Origin of the sequence: Vreelandella lionensis, from assembly GCF_044543515.1 — a bacterium.
GTDB classification, from domain to species: domain Bacteria; phylum Pseudomonadota; class Gammaproteobacteria; order Pseudomonadales; family Halomonadaceae; genus Vreelandella; species Vreelandella lionensis.
The window spans coordinates 101,877-125,550 of record NZ_JBITWC010000007.1 but is presented as its reverse complement, the minus strand read 5'-3'; the positions used below and the strand labels follow the sequence as shown (position 1 = coordinate 125,550).

The window sequence follows — 23,674 nt, the reverse complement described above, 5'->3', positions numbered from 1 at the left end:
CGGGCGCTGCTATGTTTTCGCAGTGCCCGTTTTGTCTTTTATTGATTTGCGAGAATTTCATGAACGCGACTGCCTCCCCCCAGCTCACTCAAGCCCAACTGATTCAAGCCGCTCGCCAAGCGCTGGCCCTCATGGATTTGACCAGCCTGAACGACAGCGACACCGACAGCGTCATTGAATCGCTGTGCCAGCAGGTGAAGACGCCGTTCGGCAACCCGGCGGCGGTTTGCGTTTATCCGCAGTTTATTGTCACCGCTGCCCGCGCGCTCAGCGCCCACAAGCTGGATGGCCAGGTCAAGATTGCTACCGTGACTAACTTCCCCCACGGCGGCGACGACATCATGGGCGCTGCCCGTGAAACCCGCGAAGCCGTGGCGTCTGGCGCCCATGAAGTCGACGTGGTGTTCCCCTACCGTGCGCTGATGGCAGGCGACGAAGAGACCGGCCGCGAGCTGGTAGAAATGTGTAAAGCCGCCTGTGGTGGTCAAGCCCAGCTAAAAGTCATCATTGAATCTGGCGAACTCAAAGAGCCTGCGCTTATCCAACGCGCTAGCGAGCTGGCCATTGAAGGTGGCGCGGACTTCATCAAGACCTCCACTGGCAAAGTGCCGGTGAACGCTACTCTGGAAGCCGCCGAGATTATGCTCAAGGCGATTAAAGCCAGCGGCAAAGACGTTGGCTTCAAAGCCGCAGGTGGCGTACGCAGCGCCGAAGACGCCGCCGAGTACCTCGCGCTGGCCGCTGACATTATGGGCCCGCAGTGGGTGACGCCCGAGCACTTCCGTTTCGGTGCATCCAGCCTGCTGAATAACTTATTGAACACGCTAAACGGCAATGCTGATGCCGTGACGAATGGAGGCTACTAAATGCCGTCTAACGCTTCTCACCACGCCCTGCTCCCCCAAGAACTGATTCGCCTGAAGCGCGACGGCCAGCCGCTGCCCGCTGAAGAGATCAACGCCTTCGTACAGGGCATCGCCGACGACCGCATCAGCGACGCGCAGATTGGCGCCTTCACCATGTCGGTGTTTTTAAACGGCATGAGCCGAGAAGAAGTCGTCGCGCTGACCACCGCCACCCGGGACTCCGGCCACGTGATGCAGTGGGATTCGCTCAACCTGCCCGGCCCGATTGTGGACAAACACTCCACCGGCGGCGTGGGTGACTTGGTATCGCTGGTGTTAGGCCCCTGGGTCGCCGCCTGCGGCGCGTTTGTGCCGATGATTTCTGGCCGTGGCCTGGGCCACACCGGCGGCACGCTGGATAAGCTGGAATCAATCCCCGGCTACGACCCCTACCCCGCGCCCGAGCGCTTCAGCGATGTCGTAAAATCCACCGGCGTGGCGATTATCGGCCAAACCGGCAACCTCGCCCCTGCGGATAAACGCATCTACGGCGTGCGCGACGTGACCGCCACCGTGGAATCCATTCCGCTGATTACCGCTTCCATCCTGGGTAAAAAGCTGGCGTCTGGCCTGGACGCCCTGGTCATGGACGTTAAGGTCGGTAGCGGCGCGTTCATGCCCACTCCGGAAAAATCCCGCGAGCTGGCGAAAAGTATCGCTAACGTCGCCACTCAAGCGGGCACGCCCACCACTGCGCTGCTCACCGATATGAGCCAGCCGCTGGCTCCGTGTGCCGGTAACGCGGTAGAGATCGTCGAAACCCTGGCGCTGCTGCGCGGCGAGCGCGCCAACAGCCGCGTGATGCAAGTCACCCGCGAACTCGCCGTTGAGATGTTGATTGCGGGCAAGCTGGTGGCTAACCGCGAAGAAGCCCTCACCAAGCTGGATAAAGCGCTCACCTCTGGCGCGGCGGCAGAAGTCTTCGCTCGCATGGTGCGCGAACTGGGCGGCCCCGCCGACTTTATGGAGCGCTCGGACAGCTACCTGGCCACCGCCCCGGTGATTCAAGCGGTGTACCCCGAACAGAGCGGCATCGTGCAGCGCTTCGATACCCGCGCCGTAGGTATGAGCGTGGTGGAACTGGGCGGCGGTCGCCTGCGTAACGACGCCAGCGTCGACCACAGCGTCGGGTTTAGCGATATCGTCGAGATCGGCGACCGCGTGGATAGCCAGCGCCCGCTAGCCATCGTTCACGCCCGCACCGAAGAGGCCGCCGCCCGTGCCGCCGCCCAGCTACGTGCGGCGGTCACCATCGGTGATGCTGAAGCCACCGCCGACACACTGCTGCAAGAGACCTTCCGAGGAGAAGCCTAATGCGCCGTGCCGTTGTTTTAGTACTCGACTCTTTTGGAATCGGTAGCGCGCCTGATGCCGCGACCTTTGGCGACCAGGGTGCCGACACCCTAGGCCACATCGCCGCTGCCTGCGCCCGTGGCGAGGCGGATACCGCCGAGCGTTCCGGTCCGTTGAAGCTCCCCAATATGGCCGCGCTCGGCCTGTTCCACGCCCACCGGGATGCCACCGGTAGCGTGGCGGAAGGCGTCAGCCTGCCCGAGCAGTTGAACGGCGCTTACGCCCACGCCAAAGAGATCTCCAGCGGGAAAGACACCCCGTCCGGCCACTGGGAAATTGCCGGTGTACCGGTGCGCTTCGACTGGGGTTACTTCAGCGACAAAACCGACAGTTTTCCCCAAGCGCTGCTGGATAGCATCGTTCAAGAAGCCGACCTGCCCGGCGTGATCGGTAATTGCCACGCCTCGGGTACCGAAATTATTGCCCGCCTGGGCGAAGAGCACATCCAAAGCGGCAAGCCGATCGTGTATACCTCGGCGGACTCCGTGTTCCAGATTGCCGCCCACGAAGAGCACTTTGGCCTAGAGCGCCTCTACGCCCTGTGCGAAACCGTGCGCGAACTGCTGGAACCGTACAACATTGGCCGCGTCATCGCCCGCCCATTTACCGGCAACAACCGCGACGACTTTGCCCGCACCGGCAACCGCCGCGACTACAGCATCGAGCCGCCCACCCCTACCGTGCTGCAAAAGCTGGCCGAGGCCGGCGGTGAAGTGGTGTCGATTGGCAAGATCGCCGACATCTACGCCCACTGCGGCATTACCCACAAGGTCAAAGCCAGCGGCCACGACGCGCTGATGGAGGCCACCCTGGCCGAAGTGGCGCGCACCGCCAACGAAACCAGCGACCGCCCGACCATGATCATGACCAACTTCGTGGATTTCGATTCGGTCTATGGCCACCGCCGGGACGTGCCGGGCTACGCCGCTGCACTGGAGCACTTCGATGCCCGCCTGCCGGAGCTGCTCGCCGCCCTCAACGACGACGACCTGCTGCTGCTCACCGCCGACCACGGTTGCGACCCTAGTTGGGAAGGCACCGAGCACACCCGCGAATACGTGCCGATCATGGTACGCGGCGCGGGCTTCGCCCCCGGCCCGCTGGGCGAGCGCGGCACCTTCGCCGACATTGGCCAAACCCTCGCGGCGTTCTTCGCCGTAGACGCCATGGCCGATGGCGAGAGCTTTTTACCTAACGCGGCATAAAAGCCGATAACCCCATTAGCACGCTGATGTGCACGGCCTGAATGCCACTGATTGGGTTATTCAGGCCAAACATTTTTTAGAGAGGAGTTTTCCATGGCTACCCCACATATCAATGCCGAGAAGGGCGATTTCGCCGATACCGTACTGATGCCCGGCGACCCGCTGCGCGCCAAGTACATCGCTGATACGTACCTGGAGAACGTGCGCCAAGTGAACGACGTGCGCAATATGTTCGGCTACACCGGCACTTATAAAGGCCGCGAGATTTCCGTAATGGGCCACGGTATGGGTATTCCTTCCGTCTCCATTTACGCCAAAGAGCTGATTACCGATTACGGCGTCAAGTCGATCATTCGCGTCGGCTCCTGCGGCGCGGTACGCGACGATGTCAACGTGCGCGACGTGGTGATTGGCATGGGCGCCTGCACCGACTCCAAAGTGAACCGCATGCGCTTCAACGACCACGACTTCGCTGCCATCGCCGATTTCGAGCTGACCAGCCACGCCGTTGCGGCCGCCAAAGCGCAGAACGTGCCGGTCAAAGTCGGCAACATCTTCTCAGCGGACCTGTTCTACAACCCGCAAACCGACATGGCTGAGCTGATGAAGCGCTACGGCATCGTCGGCGTTGAGATGGAAGCCGCTGGCCTGTACGGCGTAGCCGCTGAGTTCGGTGCCCGCGCACTGACCATCTGCACCGTGTCTGACCACATTCTGAAAGGCGACTCGCTCTCCAGCGCCGACCGTCAAACCACTTTCAATGACATGATGGTGATTGCGCTCGACACCGTTCTGCGCGACGACGCTGCCAACGCTTAACCGCTTGGAATCAAGCGCCCACTGAGAGGATAACGCCATGAGCCAAGCGGATCAGGCATTGGTAGACACGCTGCTGACCACCCTGGGCAACGCCTACGCGCCCTACTCCAACCACCCGGTTGCAGCGGTCATGGAGTGCCCGGATGGTCAGCAGTTTGCCGGTAGTAACGTGGAAGTGGCCCACTACAAAGGGCTATGCGCCGAAGCCTCGGCCATCTCTGCCATGATTACCGCTGGCCAGCGCGAGCTTGCCAAGGTGTACGTAATGGGTCCTGGCGAGCATCTCTGCACGCCCTGCGGCGACTGCCGCCAGCGCATCCGCGAGTTCGCCACCCCCAGCACGCAAATCATGGTGCTCTCCAAGCAGGGTGACGTGCTAAAGACCTACACCATGGACAGCCTGCTGCCCGATGCCTTCGGCCCGGAGCAGCTGCCAGGGCGTTAAGAGGTTTCTCGCAGCACAAGCGCCACCGGCAGCGACACGTGCCGGGGCGCTTTTCCCGCCAGCGCTTCGCTCAATAACTCGACACTCATCGCCGCAATGGCCGCAATATCCTGACGCACCGTAGTCAAGCCCGTAGCCAAGGTAGGCAGGTCGTCAAAGCCGGTGACGGCCACTTCTTCGGGCACGCGGATATCGCGATCTTCCAGCGCGGCGACACAGCCGAGCGCCAGCTCGTCGGTGGCGCATACCAGCGCATCGAACGGTAGTTGCTCAGCGCCTTCATGATTAAGAAAGCGATTGAGACGGCGGTAGCTGGTCAGCGAATCGGAGGTAAACCGATGGGGCAGGCTCAGTAGCTGCTCGCTAAGCGCTGCCTCTGCCATCGCTTGCTGGTAACCGGAAAAGCGGCTGTGGGGGCGCGGCACGTCCAACTCCCCGCCCACGAAGGCAATCCGCGTTCGCCCTTGTTGAATCAGATGCTGAGTGATCTGGTAGAGCCCGGAGACATCGTCCGGGGCCACCGAAAAGCCTTCCCCGGCGTTGCCAATGCGTACAAACGGAGTGCCCGCCGCGCGCAGTACGCCTGGGCGCTCGTCCTCCCCGGTTTCCCCTAACAAAATCGCCGCGCCTGCCCGTTCGGGCAGCTCACGGGTTTGGTCGTGGTGGAAAAAGATCGGCACCATACCCTGCTGGTGCAGCGCTACGGTCAGGTGCTGGTAGAGCAGAATATAGTAAGGGCGCAGTTCGATATCCTGCCGTCCAAGGGAGATGCCCACGACGGCGGCTTTACCGCTGATCAGCTGCCGCGCCGCCGCGCTGGGCTGATAGGCCACTTCGCGGCTGATGGTGAGGATTTTGTCGCGCAGCGCATCGCTGATCCCTGGCTTGCCATTGAGTGCTCGGCTTACCGAGGCAATCGAGACCTCGGCACGCCGGGCGATTTCACGAATGGTGGCGGTTTGCGCGCTCGGTTTGTTCTGTTTCATGCCATGCCTCAGCAACTCGGGCCCTGATTGTACAAAAAGCGGAGCCGAAAATCGCTGAGTGCACGGACGCTAACGCCGCTCGCGTTACCAGCCACGCCGTCCCAGTCGCGCCAGCTCGCTATCCAACTGCTGCACCGCCTGCTCCGGCGTGATGCTGCCGGATAGCGCGTCGTGTACGCGGTTGAAGATCGCGTTGGAGACCCGTGGGTAGGCATCGCCGGTGACGCTGGCCGGGCGCGGTACGCCGTTCATCACCGTCTCATACAGCTCTCCGATAAACGGCTGCGCGGCCAGCACCTCGTCGTCCTCATACAGCGCTGGGCGCGTGGGGTTACGACCAAAATCGATGGCGTGAGCTTTTTGCTGGGCTTCGGCGGTGAGATAAGCGACCAGGTCAGCGGCTGCCTGCGGCTCATCCGAATAGCGGGAGACCGCCCAGTTCCAGCCGCCCAAGGTCGCTACTGACTGCCCTTCCGGCCCGCTGGGCAGCGGCGCCACGCTGAACTTGTTCTGGATCGGCGTGCCGTCCGCTTGCCCCAGCGACCAGACATAAGGCCAGTTACGCATGAATACCGCATTGCCTGCCTGGAAAACGCCGCGCGCTTCCTCTTCCATGTAGTTACGCACGCCCTCAGGGCTAATATCCCCCACCCAAGAGGCCGCTAGCGCCAGGGCTTCCACCGCCTGGGGATTGTTCACCGTGACCTGCCCCTCGGCATCCACAAAGGTACCGCCGCCGTAGCTGGCCACCCACTCCAGCGCGTTGGTGGTCAGCCCTTCATAAGCGCGCCCTTGAAAGACGAAGCCATGCATGCGCTCGTTGCCCGCTTCCCGCTCGGCGTTTTGAATGCGTCGGGCGGTATCGGTCAGCGCTTGCCAGGTCTGCGGCACGTCAGCGTCGTACTGCTCAAGCAGGTCGTGGCGGTAGTAGAGCAGTCCGGCATCGGTAAACCACGGCAACGCGACCAGCTTGCCCTGCACGGTGTTGTTCTCCATCAGCGAGGGAATAAAACCTTCCGCTGCGCCCTCCGGCAGGTAATCGTGCAAATCCACCAGGTGCTCAGCCAGTAGGCCCGGCCAGACGATATCCACCATCAGCACGTCGACATCTTGGGATTGGCTGCCCAAAAGCTGTTGATAGAGCGACAGTTTTTCGGTGGCCGACGCAGGCGTGGTGACGATATTGACCTGATGGCCGTTGGCCTCAGCCCAGCGCTGAGATAGCTCCGGGCAAAAATCCGCCGCCCCACCGTCGCCGCAGGCAACGGTGATCTCGGCGGCCATCGCAGGCAACGCCGTGGGCAGCAGGGTCATGAGTAACAGCGGTGTTTTCAGTGGATGGCGCATCGTGGAGTCCTCATTTTGTTATTGGGTGTCTTACGTATAAAGATGCGTGATGAAACAAACTCGTTAGCTGGCAATCGCCATGCTGCGGTCTTCCAGGTTGGAGACAAAGCAGGCGTCCAGCACGGTTTGAATGGCCGCACCGCGGGCAAAATCAGGCTGGTCGTTCTCCCCCGTGCGAATGCTCTCGATAAAGCGCTGATAAATGCTGGGCGTAGGCGGCGCTTTAACCGTGCTCCAGCGGGCGGGATGCACATCATCGTTCAGGCACACCTGTACTTCATCTTTGGAGGTGTCCAAGTCTACGCGGATGGCGCCTTTATCGCCGTGAACGCTCAGCGTTAGCGAGTTGTGATGGCCGGTAGCCCAGCGGGTCGCCTGAATGGTCCCCATAGCACCATTAGCAAAGCGCACGCGCATTAGCGCGGTGTCGTTGGCGTCCAGCACGTAGTCGCCAATGCGGTTATCCGGCGCTTTATCGAAGCAGGTCAGCTCGCAGTTCACGCGAGTGATATCGCCCACCGGGAAGCTGGCGAAATCGACGATGTGCACACCAACATCGCCCAGCACGCCTTGACTACCGTGGGCTTCCGAGAGCCGCCATAGCCACTGGCTCTCCTGGTCCCAGCGGCCCCAGGCGTTGCTGACCAGCCAGCTTTGGCGGTAGCTGGCGTCCACATGGCGCACGGTGCCAATGGCGCCGCCGGTAACGAGCGCGCGGGCGTGCTGAATAGCGGGGGCATCCCGGTAGCTCAAGTTGACCATGTTGATGACGTTGGCGGCCTGGGCGGCGGTGGCCATCTCATGGGCATCCTCGGCGTTGGTGGCCAGGGGCTTTTCACACAGGATATGTTTGCCTGCAGCAATGGCGGCCAGCGACGTGACCTTGTGAACACCATCCGGGGTGACGTTGCTCACCGCGTGGATATCATCCCGGGCCAGCATGGCGTCCAGGTCTTGATACACATCGGCAATGCCATGGCGCTCGGCAAATGCTTGCGCTTTGGGGAAATCTTGGTCGCAGACGGCGACTACTTCAACGCCTTCGATGCGGCCGTAGTGCTTGGCGTGCTCGCCCGCCATGCTGCCTGCGCCAATAATCGCTACACGGATCATTTGAAGCCCTCCTCGCCGGGTTTGTGCAGGCTTTCGCCTTTGATCTCGACCGGGTTGGGCGCCTGGTCGGCGGGCACGTTGGGGCAGCTGTCGATCCAACGGGAGCCTTCCGGCTGCGCCCAGACAACGGCATTTTTGAGTACCCGCTTCACCTGCTCGTCGTAGTAGATCGGGTAAGTTTCATGGCCAGGGCGGAAGTAGAAAATCTTGCCGTTGCCACGCTTGTAGGTCAGGCCGGAGCGGAACACTTCGCCGCCCTCGAAAGCGCTGATGAAAATCACTTCGTCCGGGTTGGGTACCGCAAATGGCTCGCCGTACATTTCGGTATGGGGCAGCTCCAGATAATCCCCTAGGCCCTGCACGATGGGGTGGCCAGGATTAACGACCCAAAGGCGCTCACGCTCACCGGCTTCTCGCCATTTCAGCGAGCAGGTAGTCCCCATCAGCCGTTTGAAGATTTTGGAGTAGTGGCCGGAGTGCAGCACGATCAAGCCCATGCCCTGCAGCACGCGTTTTTGCACCCGATCAACGGTCTCTTCCAGCACGTCGCCGTGGGCAGCGTGGCCCCACCATAGCAGCACGTCGGTATTCTCCAGTGTCTCCTCGCTGAGCCCTTGTTCTGGGTCTTGCAGCGTGACGGCGGTGGCGGACAGCGCCTCTGACTCATTCAAACCGTCGGCGATGCACTGGTGCATGCTGGTTGGGTAAATGCGTGCTACCACCTCGTTGGTTTGCTCGTGGACGTTTTCGCCCCACACGGTGACGTTAAGGGTCATCTGTTCTCCTCATACAGCTCTGGCAGTTGAATCAAAAGGGCATTAATTAGAGCCTCAAGCGTTAAAGTAAACGTTTACGGCCAACACGTAAACGTTTACTAAAATGCAACTTTAGTCATATCTATGCGTATATCCTGGTGATGAACACTATTGGCATCGCGGCGAGGTTATCCGTATTCTGAGACGTAACCACGCGCTTTAGAGTGAATAACTAACTGTTCTAACAGTAGGAGAACGCCATGGCTGGTTTACTGCCCAACGTCGATCCCGACGGCTTGCTTGAGTACTCAGTGGTCTACACGGACCGCTCCTTGAATCACATGTCACAACAGTTTCAAACGGTGATGCGCGATATTTCTGCCACGTTGAAAGAGGTGTATAACGCACACGCGGCGGTCATCGTGCCCGGTAGCGGCACCTTTGGTATGGAAGCAGTGGCGCGTCAGTTTGCTCTTGACCAGAAAACGCTGGTCATCCGCAACGGCTGGTTTAGCTATCGCTGGACGCAAATTATTGAAATGGGTCGCTTAACTGAACAGCACACCGTACTTAAAGCACGACGCCTGAATGCCGTTGAGCCACACTCCTCCTTTCAGCCAGTGCCCATTGACGAGGCCGTTGCGCGAATTCACAGCGAGCAACCCGCAGTAGTATTTGCGCCTCAGGTCGAAACCTCCGCAGGCTTGCTGCTTCCAGATGACTATATTCAGGCGCTAGCGCAGGCAACTCACGCGGTAGGTGGCCTGTTCGTATTGGATGCCATTGCTGCTGGTACCCTATGGGTAGATATGCAGGCACTGGGCATTGATGTGGTAGTGAGTGCGCCGCAGAAAGGATGGAGTGGGTCCCCCTGCTGCGCCATGGTGATGCTCTCAGAGCGTGCCACCCAGCGCTTGAACGAGACCCAGAGCAATAGCTTCGCCTGTGACCTGAGCAAGTGGCATAGCATCATGCAGGCCTATGAGAACGGTGGGCACGCTTATCATGCCACTATGCCCACAGATGCCTTGCGAACACTGCGCGATATCATGCAAGAGACACGCGACTACGGTTTTGCCAAAGTTAAAGAGGAGCAGCAGGCGATTGGACGTGAAGTACGCGCCATGCTGAAACGCCACGGATTTATAAGCGTTGCTGCACCAGGCTTTGAAGCACCCGGCGTAGTGGTGTGCTATAGCGAGGATAGCGGCCTGGTGGGCAAGCTTGCCCAGGCGGGCGTGCAAGTGGCAGGCGGTGTACCGCTGATGTGCGATGAGGGCGACAACTTCCAAACTTTCCGCATAGGCCTGTTTGGGCTGGATAAGCTGCACCATACGGAGCGCAGCGTGGAGAGCCTAGAACAGGCGATCAAGGCAGTCTTATAAGATAAAAAATGCCCGCTATTGCATAGTTGCATAGCGGGCACGATCAACGACTCCCTCAACACTATTGGTCTGGTTACGAGAGGAGTATTCAGTCCACAGGAAAGGCGCTGTCAAAGACTATATATACCCCACACCCCGAGGCATCATGCCCAGGTGGTTTTCAACTCGGGTAACGCCCGGCACGTTCTCAGCAGCCACCGTCACCGCCTGTTTCTGCTCAAGGGATTCGACCAACCCCCAGACGGCCACCACGCCGCCATCCACAATCACACTGATGCCTGCAGTTTGCACGCCTGTGTGGTGCTCCACCTCATTCAGAATGGCCTCCCGTATCTGGCGGTCATCCGTAGGCGACTGCGTTGATGCGACCACTGCGTTGGCAATACCTTGCAGCAAATTGGCGCGGCTGACGATGCCCACTAACCTGCCTTCACGCACAACCGGCACGCGCTTAATGTGGTGCTTTTCTAACAGCCGGGCAATGGTATGTAGCGGCGTGTTCTCTTCAACGGTCATGGGGTTCGGGGTCATCACTTCATGGGCTTTACGACCATGAGACTTAACATAGTCGCCAGCATCCTTGCCGCCGCTGAACAGCGTCAACCACCACGAGTGGCCATGCTCGCTGTCATCTTTTACCCGACGCATCAAATCGCCTTCGCTGACAATCCCAACCACCCGGTGCTCATCATCTACCACGGGAACCGCACTGATCCGGTGTTTGAGCAACAGTTGTGCAATGTCACGCACTTCAGCATCGGGTCCTACACTTACCACTTTGGGTGTCATGATATCGATAGCTTGCATGGTTATCCTCCTTGCGCCCAGCCCTTGAGTCAGCCCTCTTTTCAAGACTCACCTGCCTATTCTTTTAGACTAGTTCGCTGCAGAAAATTTATCCATACCAGCTAAGTATCTAAGCCCGCGCGTTGAGACTATTTTGATCTAACGCAGTTTATTGCCATTTTGTTCAGCGCTGCTCTCCGCGACTCTTTCCACCGCGACGATGCCAGAGCGGCTGACCACGACCTTCCAGCGCGCCAAATAAGGCGTATCTTCACTGCCCGTTTCACGGATTACCAAGTTGAATAGATGGCGCCGCTCCACACTCTCGCGCACCGCCTGACCATCTTTGAGCCGGTAGATGTGGTGCTTCTCTTTGCTCATTAGGCGGGTCAGCATCGAGAGGTCGATATGCAGCGTTTCTCGGGTGTGTTCATAACCACTGAGAAAGCGCGTTGGCGACATGCGCGAGCTGGAGCGATAGTGCATCACCACCTCGTCACGCTGGGCCACGGTGCGCCGCCGCATCTGCTGAATATCGTCACCCAGAGCGGAATAGCGCTTGTAGTCGAACCACTCAAGTTGCCGCCCTACCAGGGCGTTGCGGGTGGGGTCGATGTATTGGCGACGCCATTTGGGGCGGCCACGGCGCAGCCAGCGCCATAGCGTGTTACGCAGGTCATCTTTGAAGACTTCCCGCAGCGCATAGAGCAGCGCCATGGCCAGCACAAACAGTGCGGTGATATCTCCTAATGCGTTGCGTAGCTGCAGAACACCCAGTGACACAAACGCCATCACCACCGCCGTAGCCAGCGCTTTGACCGCCTTTTGTTCGCCGCTACCCAGCTCCAGGGCACGCTGCTTGAGGGTGATCGGTTGCTCAATCAGGCGCCGCAGCAGGCGCATTTTATTCGACATACGGGTCGGGTCTTCCATCACCCGTTCGGCGTTATACTCCTGCGCTTGGCGGTACTCCCCTTCGCGCTGGCAAATAATAATAAAGCGCCGCTTGATGTCACTAAACGGCCCGCCCCGTGGCATATGCGCGACTAGGGCTAATAGCTGCTGTTCGGTAAACCAGGAGAGGTAGTTGTCGATATTGGCAAAGTATTTGTACAGCCGCTCGTCACTGGGCGGATTGCGCCGTAGGCGTTTTAATATGCCGTCACTGAGATCGCTCATCTCGGCGAGCTGCTCGCTCAGCGCGTCGGCTTTCTCTTGCCAAGCGGAGGGGTCATCGCCTGGCTCCCGACGCAGTTTACGGGCATCAGAAAGCAGTTGTTGCGTGGTGCGCTCCAATGCACCCACGTATTGATAGGCGTAAAGGCTGAGGCTGAGGCGGTAAGAATCGCTGCCCAACTGGTTACGGCTGGCCAGTCGGCTATGGACCAGCGGCAGATGGTATTCATCGCTGTAGTAGGTGCGCGAGACGCTAATCGCACCGTGGTAAAATGCCTCTTCGGAGATGACTTGGGTGCTTAACCCCAGCTCTTTGGGCACAAACAGATACACATCAAGCGTATGCGACGTTTCTTCCTTTAGCCGCCGCGACAGGCGTAGCTGGAAACTATTTTTACGCTCAACGTTGATCACCTCACTAATCTCCTACTTCATTGCCAAACACGATGATATACCATGGTTAATTCGCCATAGTGGTCTGCTAAACAGAGGCTACGGTTTACTACTTCGCCTTGGAGCTAGGGAATGTCCATCGCCCGTTTTTCACCCTTTGAGCTGCTGCTGCTCAAAAGCCGCAGCCAAGTGGATACGGCTACACTGCTACTGCTGGGCTGGGTGCTGGTGCACCGCCAGCACGTCTCGGAAGGCCAGCGGCGTCGCCGTTTGGCCCAGGTGACGGCGCAGTTTCGCCACGGGCATGAACTAGGGCCAGTCATGAGCATTGCCCACAGCCAAGACCTGCACGCCATCCAGCTCGCCGCCGAGGTAGTGCGCAAAGAGTGCTCTAAAGAGCGTAGCCTGAGTGTGATGCACCAGGCGATTACTGTCGCGACAGACGACGGTGATATCTCGCTTGCCAACCATTATATCCTGCGTTTTTTAGCCGACTTGCTAAACGTAGCTCCGGCCACCTTGGGCACGCTTTTTCAAGAGCTGACCGGCCAGCCCTTGCGCCCACCAGAAGACCCAAGCCGAGACGCCTATTGGCAAACCCACGACCCGGCTTATTACGCCCAGAAGGCGCAAGAAGAGGCCGACGCCGCCCAACGCGAGAAGGCATCGCAAGAACAAGCTGAACAGCAGCAGCGGGCCAAAACGGATAAACAGCAGGAAAAGAAACAGAAGCAGCAGGAAAAAAAGCAGCAAAAAGAGGACGCCCGCCGTGCCAAAGCGCGGGCGGAGCAGTCCAGCGCCGAACAGGCCAAAGCGGAGAAGGCCAGAGCCGAGCAAGCGCGTCAGGAGCAGGCCCGGCAAGAGCGCCAACGCCAAGAGCAGGCGCGCCAGGAAGAAGCGCGACAGCGCCACTATCAGCGCAGCAGCCCGCCGCCACCTGACCGCACTACCCGCGCCCTGGCCGTGCTGGGGTTAACCCCCGGTGCCAGCAAAACTGACGTGCGCCGGGCATATCGGCGCATGGCTCAGCTCCACCACCCTGACCGTTTCTATTCCGAAAGTGAGCATCAGGTAGCGCTGGCGTCGGCACGTTTTCAACGTATCAAAAATGCCTATGATTACCTGATGCAAACCTATTAACCGTTACCACTTGGGGAGTGATCACCTAGATTATGCGCGACCTGTATCAACGCCTCGCTCTGACGCCGGATGCCAACAACCAGCAGATTAAGAGCGCCCTGGCCCGCTGCCCGAACAGCGCGCTACGCCAGGATGCCACGTCAGTGCTCGCCGTTGCCCCACACCGGGAAACCTACGACACTCTTCACCACACGCTGAGCGACATTGGACGTCTGCGCGCCCGGTTGGGCCTAACCCATGGCGCCCACTGGCAGGGCGATGTAGCCAATGATTTTTCGCTGCCGCCGGATAACGCGATCTCCCGCCACGATGAGCTAGTCGACCGCGTCAGCCACGCGGTCTCGCTCTATAACCGCTGGCGTCGCCTGCGCGGGCCTTGGTTACTCATCTCCGTTTTCACCGTGGGGGCGGGCATAGGCCTCGCTTTGGGGTTTGCCTTGAGCCTGGGGCTTGGAATGGGCTGAAGCACCGTTGCGCTCCCGCTCATCCTGGCGTATTTCTGCCTGGGTGGGCCGCGGTGCGGGCTTCGGCGGCGCAGGCTTTTTATGCGCCTCGTCCTGTGCAGAAGCGCTGCTCTCCTCGCCCCGCTCCATGCTTAAATCGGTGCCGGAGGTGTCTTCCATACGCGACTCAGAGCGTGCCTCCATGCTGACACTCAAACGCGGTACGCCCAGATCGATCTCTTGTGCTTCCATGCGCTGCTTCAGCAGCAGGTTGAAGGCGCGGGAAACATCCCACTGCATTTCCGGCGCGGTGCGAAAGCGCATCCGCAAAATCGGGCAGCCCTCTTCAAAGCCCTGCACGCCCTGCATCTCCAGCGGCGACCAAATATAGTGGCGCATCATCGGGTCTTTACGCAGCTCCTGGGCGGTCTCCTGCATGAGGGTAATCGCATCGTCGATTTTCATATCGAACGGAATACGAATACGCATCAGGGCAATGCCGAACTGACGGGACATATTGTGGATCGACTCAATGCGGCTAAAGGTGATGATATGCACCACGCCATCCAGGTCTCTAAGCCGCACGGTGCGCAGTGTTAACCCTTCTACTGTGCCCATATGGCCGTTGATTTGCACAAAGTCATCCACCGCCAACGAGTCTTCAATCAGAATAAAAATACCGGTGATTAAATCCTGCACCAGGGTTTGGGCACCAAAACCAATCGCCAGACCGATCACACCGGCACCCGCCAGCAGTGGCGTGACGTTCACCCCAAGGTTGGCTAGCCCCGCAATCACCGCGATGATCAAAATAGCGACAAAAATCACGTTGCGAATCATCGGCGTAATGGTTTGCGCCCGCGCCTGGTTCACGCGCCGCCCGCGGGAGCGAGCCGACGACGTCAACGCCCGCTGAATGGCCGTATCGGCAAAAATCCATACCAGCCAGGCCAGCAAAATCGTAGCACCAAGGCTCACCAGCGCTTGCCCGATCCGGGCGCTCGCCACGGCCTGCTGCCCCAGCCCAAACAGCGACCCTCCCCATACCTGCATGGAGAGCTCGGCAAACACCATCCACGCGCAGATATGCGCCAGCACAAAGCCAAAGCGCTCTAAACGCTTGCGGTACTGGCTAAAACGACGGCGATGACGGCGTTTATTAAGCCGCTCTGATTGCCGACGCAACAGCCCAGTGACCACTAGCGTTAATACCAGCAGGCTGGCAGAGACAATCGAGCGTGCCAGGGCCGTGCCCACATCGCCCACGGTAATAAAAATCGCCAGCAGCGAGCCGCCCACCATCAATAGCGCGGGGATATGCCAAAGCCCGCCCAGGGCACGAATCATCTCAACAGCGGCGCTGGCATCCCGGCGCTGCTTGTAGGGCCGGTTGCAAATCAGATGACGTATGGGGCGCTGAAACTTAAAGATAAAGCGCGCCGATAGCAGCGCTGCCAGCATATTCGCCAGCACCGATACCAAGCCGGAAAGCTCTGCGCCCAGTAGTTCTACTAAGCGCGTGGAGTTCACCGCATCGCCCAGAGCAATCAACGCGCCAATCACAAACAGGCCACGCAGCGCTTTATGCTGTAGCACCTGCACCGCAGGGAAGCGATGGCCCCGACTGAAGAAGGCGATCACGGTCTCAAACACTACCGAGAGCGCGCGGCCACATAGGCAGATATATGCCACCACCAGCACCACGGCACGCCCTGGGCTGTAAGGCAGGATTTGACCAATACCGAGCGTAATGGCAAATGACAGCGTCCACGGCAGCATGCGACGTAAAAAGTGCACCGCCAGTAGCCACGCTTTGGGGTCGCGGGGAAGATCCAACGGCCAGTGGCGACGCGTGGCGACTAAGCGGCCAAAGGCAATCATCACTACCAACAGCGCGCTCCATACAAAGGCCAGCACGGCGCCGTCGGCCACCGCGCGAATGGCCTCCCCTTGGTCAGCGCCATCATTTAAAGCGCGTAAGTCATCCGCCCCCTGCACTAGCTGGCGTGACCACTCGTCAATCGGTGAATCACCAGCCTGGGCCTGTTCGCCAATGTCGGTTAGCGTATCGGCCAGTGCACCTAGCAGGCCTTGCCTTACCACGCCCTCGTCTTCGACCGCATCGGTGCTTACCTGAAGCTCCCGCAGCGACTCAAGTAGCGCAGTACGCTGCTGCTCGTTTTCGAGCATGGAGATCACATCGCTAAGCGAGCGCTGAAAATCTTCGTTACTTACCTCGGCCTGTTCCGACGAGTCGCCACCCGTCAGGTTAGGCAAGGAAACACTCTGCGCCAGTGCCGCCGCGCTGAGCAGCATGCTGAGCACTACGCCTACGATGATTTTGGTTATCCAGTGCTGTCGCACACGTCACTCCCGACATAGACCGGCCACAGGTACCGGTGATTAACATTTACTTCGTTGATTACGCTCAGCCTCAACGCGTGACTATGATAGGCTGACCCTTCAAACGTTCCTCTCAAGGATACCGAGATGACGCTGCAAGCCCCACCCAAACGCGTAAATAAAGATGGCCAAACACGCTGCGTCGGCGTTGAAATCGAGTTTGCCGGGCTACCGCCCCGCGAGACGGCTGAGCTGGTGCGCACGCTATTTGGTGGGGAGCTTAACGTGGTCAGCCCTCATCGGCTACAGGTGGAAGGCACACGTTGGGGAGAGTTTGGCATTGAGCTGGATACCCAATACGCCCACCCTGATAAAGCACTGCTGGAAGAGCACCATGAAAGCGACAGTGAATGGGCGCGCCAGCAGCACCAGCGGCGAGTAGAGTTTCACCAAAAAACCCGCGAGCTGATCGGCGATATGGTGACCGGCTTGGTGCCCACCGAAATCGTCTGCCCGCCTATTCCTTGGGACGAGCTAGAAACACTCGATACGCTCTTTGAAACGCTGCGGGAAAAAGGCGCCAAAGGCACCGATGCCAGCCTGCTCTATGGTTTTGGACTACACCTGAACCCTGAGGTGGAAAGCCAGGAGGTGGAGTACCTGCTCGCCATGATGCGCGCCTACCTGCTGCTGGCCAATTGGCTGCGTGAAGAAATTAAGGTGGATATCACCCGCGAAGTGCTGCCTCACGCCAACCCGTTTCACAAAGAGTATGCCCTGAAGGTGCTGGACGTCCGCTACCAACCGGATCTAGATACCTTTATCGACGACTATTTACACTATAACCCGACTCGTAATCGGGAGTTGGATCTGCTCCCGCTGTTTGCCTATTTGCGCCCCGACCACCCCCACGAGCTGCTGCATGGCGAGCTCACCAAACCGCGCCCGACCTTTCACTACCGCTTACCTAATGCGCAGCTCTCTCAGCCGGGCTGGGGGTCAGTGGTGGAGTGGAACCGCTGGGTAGAGGTAGAGAAGCTGGCTGCTGACGACCAAGTATTGCGGGCGCGCTGCGATGAGTACATCGACGAGCATAGCAAGCCATGGTGGGCCCGCTTAAAAACTAAGCTACTGAGGCCATTTAGCGCTTCTTAAAACGACGCTCACCCTTCACCCTACTGGAAAGACGAGACGCCGCCTGCATGCCTCGACCACTCATCGGAATTACCACCTCGGATCGTAAAAGCCAGCTTGCCTGGTGCTTTGACTGGTTTGCCGTATGGCGTCACGGCGGCAAACCGCTACGTCTGTCGCCCTCTCGCCCTCTGCCCGAGCACCTGGATGGGCTGATCATCGGCGGCGGCGATGATATTCAAGCGCAACTGTACGGCGGCGAAGTCCAACTCGACGTGCGCTTGGACCCCGCCCGGGACGAGTTAGAATTGAGCTTGTTGAATCGGTTCATTCCGCAAAACACACCGGTGCTTGGCATCTGCCGGGGCGCTCAGTTAATTAACGTACATTTGGGTGGCACGCTGGACCCCGATATTTACACAACCCATGAAGGGTTGAAGCGGCGTCGCACCGTGCTGCCGCGTAAAACGGTGGATATCGCCGGAGACAGCCAACTGTATCAACTGCTGGGAGTGACTTGGTGCCGTGTGAATAGCCTACATCACCAGGCCGTTAACCAGGCGGGAAAAGGCATTAAAATCGTCGCGAGAGACAGAGATGGACTGGTACAGGGGATCGAGTCCGAAGCTCACGACTTTCTGATTGGTGTACAGTGGCACCCCGAGTGGCTGATTTTCAACCGCCCCCAGCAGCGCTTGATTAGCGCGCTGGTGGGGGCTGCCCAACAAGGGCGCGAACGAATTAGCCGTTGAGCACCGCGAGAGCCGCTTCGTAATCCGGCTCGTCTTTCAGCTCGCTTACCAGCTCGCTATGTAGCACGCGGTTGTCCGCATCCAGTACGACGACCGCGCGGGCACACAGCCCTTCCATGCTGTTGTTACACAGCGCCACGCCCCAGGCTTCCTGGAACTCCCGATGGCGGAAGGTGGAGAGCGTCTCAACGTTATCCAGCCCTTCGGCTCCGCAGAAGCGCTTGGCGGCGAACGGCAGGTCAGCCGAGACTACCAGTACAACGGTATCTTGCAGGCTGGAGGCCAGCTCATTAAACCGCCGGGTAGACATCGCACAGGTGGGCGTGTCCACACTGGGTATAATGTTCAACACTTTACGTTTGCCTTGGTAGGTGTCCAGCGTGACATCTTCCAGGTCGCTGTTGGTCAGCGTCATCGCCGGGGCAGCTTGCCCAACGACAGGTAGAGTACCTGCTACATCTATCGGCTGCCCTGCACGAGTAATCTGTTGCATATCAAGCTCCTAATGTATGGTAAAACGGTAATTAAACAAGACGTTTCAGCTTACAGCGTAATGACCTGATTCGGCTATCTTTCCACCGCCGCGACACGATAACGAGAATGCCATGGCCTCTTTAGTCATTATTAAAACCGGTGACGCCTTCCCTGAAGTGGTCGACCAACACGGTGATTTTGAGCAGCTGTTTATCCGGCGGCTGAACGATGCGCTACCCGAGCAGTTAACTCTAAAGGTGTGGGACGCGCGGCTGACGGCGACACCTCCCGACGACATTGCAGGGGCAGTGATTACCGGTTCGCACAGCATGGTGAGCGAGCAGCCCCCCTGGAGCGAGGCGCTTAAGCCCTGGCTGCAGCAGGCACTAGCCGATAACCTGCCGCTGCTGGGCGTTTGTTATGGTCATCAGCTAATGGCGGCGGCGTTTGGCGGTATTAGCGACTATCACCCCGCTGGCCGAGAATCGGGCACGCGGACGGTACGCTTAACCCAGGCAGGCCAGCAAGACCCGCTCTTTAGCCAACTACCTGGGCACTTTCCTGCCCACCTCACCCACGCTCAGTCGGTGATGCAGCTTCCTCATGGCGCTACTATTCTGGCCCACAACTGCCACGACGCCCACCAAGCGCTACGCTACGGGCCGCGCCAATGGAGCGTGCAGTTTCACCCCGAGTTTTCACCGCCCGTCATGCGCGCCTACATTGAGCGCCAGCGCGCTGCCCTGCGTGACCAGGGTGACAACCCAGACCAACTGCTGAGTGAGATTATTGAGACGCCAGAGGCGACCAGTCTGCTGCAGCGTTTCATCGGCTTTATTTAACGCTTCTTTTGATCTCGCCGCGATGCCAGCCGATCTGCCAAGCGGGTCGGCTCAGGCAGCTTGGTTGGGCCCAGGCAGCGCATTACCCACTCAAGGGAGGTATCCAGCGAAAGCCGATGCCCTGGCGAGACGAATACCGGCTTTACGTTCGCCCGCGAGCGTAGTACGGCACCAATCACCTCTTGCCCGGCCATGAGCGGTACCCAATCGCCCCGCGCTTCACCAACCTCTGCATGCTTACCAGTCAACCGTGACTTGGCGATACCGATGGTAGGTAGATCAAGCCAAAGCCCTAGATGTGCCGCGACCCCTAGCCGCCTGGGGTGGGCGATGCCTTGGCCATCGACCATCACCAGCTGTGGCTGAGTCTTGAGCTTGGCAAACGCACCTAGCGCAGCGGGGATTTCGCGAAAGGAGAGTAGCCCTGGAATATAGGGCATGCGTGTGGGTTCGCGATGCACCACTTGCTCGACCACCGGTAGATGCGGAGCCTCTTCTGGCAACCACTGCAACACCACCACTGCCGCCCGCGTCACCGCCCCGCCCTCTTCAAAGCCAATGTCTACCCCCGCGATATACGTCACCGGGTTGATGCGGTCACGGCTCTCTAACTGCTGGGCGAGTTGTGACTGCAGCGCAATCGCCTGTTTGGGTGACAGGCTCCATTCGTGTAGCGCAGCGTCCATGCAGGCTCCTTGTGACTATCAAAGTGAGGTACGTATAGCGTAGCCAAAAAAAATCCCCCTACGCCAGTTGGCACGAGGCCAGTGGCATAGGGGGATCGACGTGACTCAAGCGTTAGGCGATGTTAAGCGCCCAAGACTGAGTTACGCACGTTCGCGGCGGCGAACCGGCGCGTCACCATCGTCACGACGGCGGCGCGGTGCACGCTCAGGCGCACGGTCTTCGCTGATTTCCAGCGGGCGACCGGCCACACGGGCACGAGCCATTTTCGCTAGAATCGTGGAAGGCAGACCGCTAGGCAGTTCAACGACCGAGAAAGCGTTGCGAATATCGATACGACCGATACGTGCGCCTTCAATGCCGCCTTCGTTCGCCAGCGCGCCGACCAGTTGACCCGGCTTGACGCCGTCTTTATGGCCAACGGAAACACGGTAGCGGGTCATGCCTTCGCTGGGCGCGCTGGAGCGCTCGCGACGAGCACCGCCCGGCTTGCCCGGAGCGCCATCACGCGGTGCGCGCTCTTTACGCGGCGCCTGCAGGCGGCCAATCGGCGCTTCGTCGGCGCGGGCCATGGCGGCAAACGCGCAGGCTAGCTCAACGGCATCGTGACCCTCTTCCACCAAACGCTCGACCAGTGCGCGCTGCTCTTCTGCACCTTTCGTCAGCGCGGCAACAACGCGATGATGGAACACTTCATCACGGTGGGCGCGAATAGCGGCTTCGTCAGGCAGCGGCATTTCAGTCATTTTCTGACCGGTTGCCTGCTCCATCCAGCCCACTTTGCGACCTTCACGGAAGCCCGCGAAAGTGATTGCGATGCCGCTACGGCCCGCACGACCGGTACGACCGATACGGTGGGTGTAGGCTTCAGCATCTTGCGGCAGGTCGTAGTTGATGACGTGCGTAATACGCGGAACGTCAAGACCACGGGCAGCAACGTCAGTCGCAATCAGCACGTCCACTTTGCCACGCTTCAAGCGGGTAATCGTGCGCTCACGCAGGCTCTGATCCAGGTCACCCGACAGGCCCGCTGCGTTCACACCACGGGCCGTTAACTGCTCAACCAGCGTGGTACAGGCAGCACGGGTACGTACGAAGACGATCGCGGCATCTACCGGCTCAACTTCTAGGATACGTGCCACGGCTTCCAGCTTAGCGCCACCGTCAACGCGAACAATGCGCTGTTCGATGTTTTCACCCGTGGTGGTGCGCGACTCAATCGCTACCTTCACCGGGTTAACCAAATAACGGTTAACAATGCGCTCAATTTCAGTCGGCAGGGTCGCCGAGAAGAACACACGCTGAGCATCTTTCGGGGTATCGGCAACCACGCGTTTTACGTCGTCGATAAAGCCCATGCGCAGCATTTCGTCGGCTTCGTCCAGCACCAGCGCAGACAGGCCATCTAACTTCAGGCTGCCACGATCCAGGTGGTCAATCACGCGGCCCGGCGTGCCCACTACCACTTGGGCACCACGCTTCAGCGCGCCTAACTGCTCACGGTACTCTTGACCACCGCACAGGGTAGCAACTTCTAAGCCCTGCAGGTTTTGACCATATTTACTAAAGGAAACAGCGACCTGCTGAGCAAGTTCGCGGGTAGGTGCAAGCACCAGTACTTGAGGCTCGCGGCGCTGCATATCGAGACGCGACAGCAGCGGCAGTGCGAAGGCAGCAGTTTTGCCGGTACCGGTTTGTGCTTGGCCCAGCATATCGCGGCCTTCCAGCAACGCAGGAATCGTCTGCGCCTGAATAGGCGAAGGAATTTCATAGCCCTGTGCTTCAACAGCAGACAGAACGGCAGGCAAAAGAGCCAGATCGCCGAAGCTCGGCGAGGCGACAGAAGTCGAGGTCATTAATCACACCTTGGTAGGCCGGCTGTACCGGCAAAAAACATCGTAAGCGTCTCTGACTCTGTTTCATGCTGCGCGTAACGGTGCGCAACAAAAGAACAAGGGTCCGCATAGCGGATATCGTCATCAGTGGAGTCGGAGACGCCGGTCGCACCTAGCATTCGGTTGGCAACACCGCACTTGCGGGCCAACCGCTGTGGCGACCTTCTGCGCCGATTTCACCCGTTTGGTGAAATGCTGGAGGCGCGCCATCTTCACAGCAATGAACATCTGCAACTGGTGAGATGTTCCCGCAAACGTTTCTGCTTAGCGTGGCTATTGAGGCTCAGCGACAGCGAAGAACGTTTATCGTCATGATGGAGGGGTCAACACATGCGAGGAGGGCGCATCCTAACACTGCCGATAGGTTCTGACCAGCCTTTTTAATTTAATCCATATCAATACCCGAGCTTGCACTTGTGTATAGGTCGTCTAACCTGAGAGGTGCCTGATGACGTTCACAAACTTCAAGGAGTGATGCACATGAACTGGGATCAGATTGAAGGCAGATGGACTGAAATGAAGGGTAAAGCTCGCGCTAGCTGGGGCGAACTGACAGATGATGAGTTGTCGCAAATTGGCGGCAAGAAAGATCAACTGGTTGGTAAGCTACAGCAGAAATATGGCCTGGAACGCGAAGAGGCGGAGCGCCGTGCCGATGATTGGGCGAACGGGCTCTAAGGTCACCACCCTCTGCTGGCATACGATGCTCGGCAGCTAAAGCGAACCACCTTCATTGTTAGCGTTAAAACGCTACTTTTATAGCCACATGGAGAGAAGCTATGCGTAAATCAATCCTCACGACTGCAATTACAACGGCACTGCTTGGCGGTATGGCCTTTAATGTTCAGGCGCAAACAGAGCCGCAGGGTATGTACTCTGCCGATGATATCCTTGATGCAGAAGTGTTCTTTGCCAATGGGTCAGGCGAAGAGATTGGCGAAGTCGATGACATTTTGTTTGACGAAGAGATGCGTATTTCAGCCCTCGTAATCGAGAGTGGCGCTGTACTTGGCTTAGGCGGACGCGAAATTGTAGTGAACACTGACCAATTTACGCTTGAGACACATACTGAAAACGATGGCGACACTGAGCATCGCATCATGTTGGAAGCTACATCTGAAGAAGTGGAGTCTTTCCCAACGTATGATCGCGACTGGTGGGAACAAACCAAAGCGAACGCACGCGATGCTTGGCAAACCACTAAAGAAGGTGCACAGAGCGCTTGGCAGTCTACTCGTGAAGCAGTAGATGCCAATGAGTAACACGCTTATTTGCTGATACACAGCAATATAGAAAAGG

Annotated in this window: 23 protein-coding genes; 13 read left to right on the top strand and 10 right to left on the bottom strand. The window is 58.9% G+C overall.

Features of this window, described 5'->3' with window-relative positions; translation table 11 throughout:
• Window positions 1-59: 59 nt before the first annotated feature.
• The 5 genes from deoC (at window position 60) to cdd (ending at window position 4,727) form a co-directional block, all read left to right on the top strand.
• A complete protein-coding gene (gene deoC / locus ACIGG6_RS06150; RefSeq protein ID WP_399843208.1) occupies window positions 60-866 on the top strand; it encodes a deoxyribose-phosphate aldolase in 807 nt (268 codons plus the stop codon).
• Window positions 867-2,219, top strand: coding sequence for a thymidine phosphorylase (deoA, locus tag ACIGG6_RS06145; RefSeq protein WP_399843207.1), 1,353 nt, complete (start codon window positions 867-869; stop codon window positions 2,217-2,219).
• Window positions 2,219-3,463 (top strand): phosphopentomutase, encoded by a 1,245-nt coding sequence (locus ACIGG6_RS06140; RefSeq protein ID WP_399843205.1) that lies wholly within the window; start codon window positions 2,219-2,221, stop codon window positions 3,461-3,463. The genes deoA and ACIGG6_RS06140 overlap by 1 nt, the downstream gene beginning before the upstream one ends.
• A 93-nt stretch (window positions 3,464-3,556) precedes the next feature.
• Window positions 3,557-4,282, top strand: a complete 726-nt coding sequence (deoD, locus tag ACIGG6_RS06135; protein WP_159341390.1) for a purine-nucleoside phosphorylase — start codon at window positions 3,557-3,559, stop codon at window positions 4,280-4,282.
• Window positions 4,283-4,319: 37 nt separating this feature from the next.
• On the top strand, window positions 4,320-4,727 hold the full coding sequence (gene cdd / locus ACIGG6_RS06130; protein ID WP_399843202.1) for a cytidine deaminase: 408 nt from the start codon (window positions 4,320-4,322) through the stop codon (window positions 4,725-4,727).
• On the opposite strand, the gene ACIGG6_RS06125 is transcribed toward cdd, so the two are convergent.
• The 4 genes from ACIGG6_RS06125 to ACIGG6_RS06110 form a co-directional block, all read right to left on the bottom strand.
• Window positions 4,724-5,713 carry a LacI family DNA-binding transcriptional regulator gene (locus ACIGG6_RS06125; protein ID WP_399843200.1) on the bottom strand — a complete coding sequence of 330 codons (990 nt, stop codon included), beginning with the start codon at window positions 5,711-5,713 and terminating at the stop codon, window positions 4,724-4,726. The genes cdd and ACIGG6_RS06125 overlap by 4 nt on opposite strands.
• 84 nt (window positions 5,714-5,797) lie before the next feature.
• On the bottom strand, window positions 5,798-7,060 hold the full coding sequence (locus ACIGG6_RS06120; RefSeq protein WP_399843198.1) for an ABC transporter substrate-binding protein: 1,263 nt from the start codon (window positions 7,058-7,060) through the stop codon (window positions 5,798-5,800).
• 63 nt (window positions 7,061-7,123) lie between these two features.
• Complete coding sequence (locus tag ACIGG6_RS06115; protein ID WP_399843195.1) at window positions 7,124-8,173, bottom strand: Gfo/Idh/MocA family protein; 1,050 nt, start codon at window positions 8,171-8,173, stop codon at window positions 7,124-7,126.
• Complete coding sequence (locus ACIGG6_RS06110) at window positions 8,170-8,949, bottom strand: ThuA domain-containing protein (protein WP_399843193.1); 780 nt, start codon at window positions 8,947-8,949, stop codon at window positions 8,170-8,172. The genes ACIGG6_RS06115 and ACIGG6_RS06110 overlap by 4 nt, the downstream gene beginning before the upstream one ends.
• Before the next feature lie 239 nt (window positions 8,950-9,188).
• Here ACIGG6_RS06110 and ACIGG6_RS06105 point away from each other — a divergent pair, with 239 nt between their 5' ends.
• Window positions 9,189-10,313: an aminotransferase class V-fold PLP-dependent enzyme gene (locus ACIGG6_RS06105; RefSeq protein WP_399843190.1), complete on the top strand. Its 1,125-nt coding sequence runs from the start codon at window positions 9,189-9,191 to the stop codon at window positions 10,311-10,313.
• A 117-nt stretch (window positions 10,314-10,430) separates the two neighbouring features.
• Here ACIGG6_RS06105 and ACIGG6_RS06100 read toward each other — a convergent pair whose 3' ends face one another.
• Window positions 10,431-11,120 (bottom strand): CBS domain-containing protein, encoded by a 690-nt coding sequence (locus tag ACIGG6_RS06100; RefSeq protein ID WP_399843188.1) that lies wholly within the window; start codon window positions 11,118-11,120, stop codon window positions 10,431-10,433.
• A gap of 138 nt (window positions 11,121-11,258) precedes the next feature.
• Window positions 11,259-12,689, bottom strand: coding sequence for a hypothetical protein (locus ACIGG6_RS06095; RefSeq protein ID WP_399843187.1), 1,431 nt, complete (start codon window positions 12,687-12,689; stop codon window positions 11,259-11,261).
• 111 nt (window positions 12,690-12,800) lie between these two features.
• Between ACIGG6_RS06095 and ACIGG6_RS06090 the strand changes: the two genes are divergently transcribed.
• Both ACIGG6_RS06090 and ACIGG6_RS06085 read left to right on the top strand, forming a co-directional pair.
• Window positions 12,801-13,808: a DnaJ domain-containing protein gene (locus ACIGG6_RS06090; RefSeq protein WP_399843184.1), complete on the top strand. Its 1,008-nt coding sequence runs from the start codon at window positions 12,801-12,803 to the stop codon at window positions 13,806-13,808.
• 32 nt (window positions 13,809-13,840) lie between these two features.
• Complete coding sequence (locus ACIGG6_RS06085) at window positions 13,841-14,272, top strand: hypothetical protein (protein ID WP_399843182.1); 432 nt, start codon at window positions 13,841-13,843, stop codon at window positions 14,270-14,272.
• On the opposite strand, the gene ACIGG6_RS06080 is transcribed toward ACIGG6_RS06085, so the two are convergent.
• Entirely contained in the window at window positions 14,189-16,615 is a 2,427-nt protein-coding gene (locus ACIGG6_RS06080; protein ID WP_399843180.1) for a mechanosensitive ion channel domain-containing protein, read from the bottom strand. The two genes, ACIGG6_RS06085 and ACIGG6_RS06080, sit on opposite strands and share 84 nt — an antisense overlap.
• 126 nt (window positions 16,616-16,741) lie before the next feature.
• On the opposite strand from ACIGG6_RS06080, the gene ACIGG6_RS06075 reads away from it, so the two are divergent.
• Both ACIGG6_RS06075 and ACIGG6_RS06070 read left to right on the top strand, forming a co-directional pair.
• Complete coding sequence (locus ACIGG6_RS06075; protein ID WP_253503965.1) at window positions 16,742-17,749, top strand: amidoligase family protein; 1,008 nt, start codon at window positions 16,742-16,744, stop codon at window positions 17,747-17,749.
• 47 nt (window positions 17,750-17,796) lie between these two features.
• On the top strand, window positions 17,797-18,480 hold the full coding sequence (locus ACIGG6_RS06070; protein WP_399843177.1) for a gamma-glutamyl-gamma-aminobutyrate hydrolase family protein: 684 nt from the start codon (window positions 17,797-17,799) through the stop codon (window positions 18,478-18,480).
• Here the strand turns inward: ACIGG6_RS06070 and tpx are convergent.
• Window positions 18,470-18,973, bottom strand: a complete 504-nt coding sequence (gene tpx, locus ACIGG6_RS06065; RefSeq protein WP_054645311.1) for a thiol peroxidase — start codon at window positions 18,971-18,973, stop codon at window positions 18,470-18,472. The genes ACIGG6_RS06070 and tpx overlap by 11 nt on opposite strands.
• A gap of 112 nt (window positions 18,974-19,085) precedes the next feature.
• Between tpx and ACIGG6_RS06060 the strand changes: the two genes are divergently transcribed.
• Entirely contained in the window at window positions 19,086-19,796 is a 711-nt protein-coding gene (locus tag ACIGG6_RS06060; protein WP_399843174.1) for a glutamine amidotransferase, read from the top strand.
• On the opposite strand, the gene nfi is transcribed toward ACIGG6_RS06060, so the two are convergent.
• Both nfi and ACIGG6_RS06050 read right to left on the bottom strand, forming a co-directional pair.
• Complete coding sequence (gene nfi, locus ACIGG6_RS06055; RefSeq protein ID WP_253503962.1) at window positions 19,793-20,482, bottom strand: deoxyribonuclease V; 690 nt, start codon at window positions 20,480-20,482, stop codon at window positions 19,793-19,795. The genes ACIGG6_RS06060 and nfi overlap by 4 nt on opposite strands.
• A 141-nt stretch (window positions 20,483-20,623) precedes the next feature.
• Entirely contained in the window at window positions 20,624-22,336 is a 1,713-nt protein-coding gene (locus ACIGG6_RS06050; RefSeq protein ID WP_399843172.1) for a DEAD/DEAH box helicase, read from the bottom strand.
• Window positions 22,337-22,855: 519 nt separating this feature from the next.
• Between ACIGG6_RS06050 and ACIGG6_RS06045 the strand changes: the two genes are divergently transcribed.
• Entirely contained in the window at window positions 22,856-23,053 is a 198-nt protein-coding gene (locus tag ACIGG6_RS06045) for a CsbD family protein (protein WP_253503956.1), read from the top strand.
• A gap of 101 nt (window positions 23,054-23,154) precedes the next feature.
• Window positions 23,155-23,637 (top strand): PRC-barrel domain-containing protein, encoded by a 483-nt coding sequence (locus ACIGG6_RS06040; protein WP_083025134.1) that lies wholly within the window; start codon window positions 23,155-23,157, stop codon window positions 23,635-23,637.
• Window positions 23,638-23,674 lie beyond the last annotated feature (37 nt).